This window comes from Streptomyces phytophilus (assembly GCF_013870535.1).
Lineage (GTDB): Bacteria > Actinomycetota > Actinomycetes > Streptomycetales > Streptomycetaceae > Streptomyces > Streptomyces phytophilus.
Genome location: NZ_JACBXC010001549.1, coordinates 1 through 1,241 on the forward strand (window position 1 = coordinate 1; position 1,241 = coordinate 1,241).

Annotated in this window: 1 protein-coding gene; it reads left to right on the forward strand. The window is 72.6% G+C overall.

All coding sequences use genetic code 11. The features are described 5' to 3' along the window. Positions 1-434: 434 nt before the first annotated feature. Positions 435-1,241: serine/threonine-protein kinase (locus H5J30_RS34135; RefSeq protein ID WP_181791692.1), on the forward strand; the 807-nt coding region annotated here is incomplete at its 3' end.

Below are 1,241 nucleotides of genomic sequence, written 5' to 3' on the forward strand. Positions count from 1 at the left end.
GGAGTCGCCGACGAGACCGGTCACCGCGGCGAACAGCCAGTAGGCGATCACGACGAGCAGCGGGAAGCTGAAGACGACGGCCGGAAAGCCCAGCGCCGCATCCACGAAAGCACCCATCACCGCCCCCCTCTGCCGCGCCGAACGGTGGCCCCCCGCCGTCGGCGCCGACGGAACTCACCGTGCCAGCCAGCGCGTTCGGAAACATTTCCTGGTTCCGGCAGACTTCGTGCACCGTGACTGCACGGATACGGTGAGGCACGGCCATCCCTGGCATCCCGGCCGCCGCCGCCGATACCGTGCAGCGCCCGGGGCGCCGCCACCGGCCCGGGAGCGCCCCACGCGACGCCTTCCCGCATGGCGCCCCGGTGGGTGACTGAGTACGCTCTGGCCCGACCATCAGGGGCAGTGAAACGGGCGGAGAACGGGGGACGTCGGTGGAGGAGACGCCGCCGGAGCGGACCATCGGGGGGCGCTACCGGCTTGTCGGGCAACTCGGCGTCGGCGGGTTCGGGCGGGTGTGGAAGGCGTACGACGAGGCGCTGGGCGTTCAGGTCGCCGTCAAGGAGGTGTGGCTGCCCCAGCAGGCGGGCTCGGAGGCGGAGCATCGTGAACGGGTGGTCCGCGCCGCGCGTGAGGCCCGCAACGCGGCCCGCCTGCGCGACCATCCGCATGTCGTCGCGGTCCACGACGTGGTGGTCGAGGACGGCGCGCCCTGGATCGTGATGCGCCTGGTCGACGGGCGCTCCTTGGAGGAGCGGCTGCGCGCGGACGGGCGGCTGCCCGCGCCGCTCGTGACCGAGACGGCCGTCGCCCTGCTCAAGGCACTGAAGGCCGCCCACGCGGCCGGGATCGTGCACCGCGACCTGAAACCCGCGAACGTGATGCTCACCGACGACGACCAGATCCTCCTCGCCGACTTCGGCATCGCCGTCCACGAGACCGACACCCGCCTCACCACCGCGGGCGGAGTCATCGGCTCCGCCGAGTACATGGCCCCCGAACGCCTCAACGGCCTTCAGGACCGGGCCGCCGGCGACCTGTTCTCCCTCGGAGTCACCCTGTACGAAGCGATCGAGGGCACGTCCCCGTTCCGCAGGGACACCCCCACGGCCACCCTCGCCGCCGTGGCCCTCCACGATCCGCCGCCGATGCGCCACGCGGACCCCGTCCTCGCCTCGCTCGTCACCGCCCTTCTGGCCAAGAAGCCCGAGGACCGCCCGAGCGTGGACAGCACCCTGGCG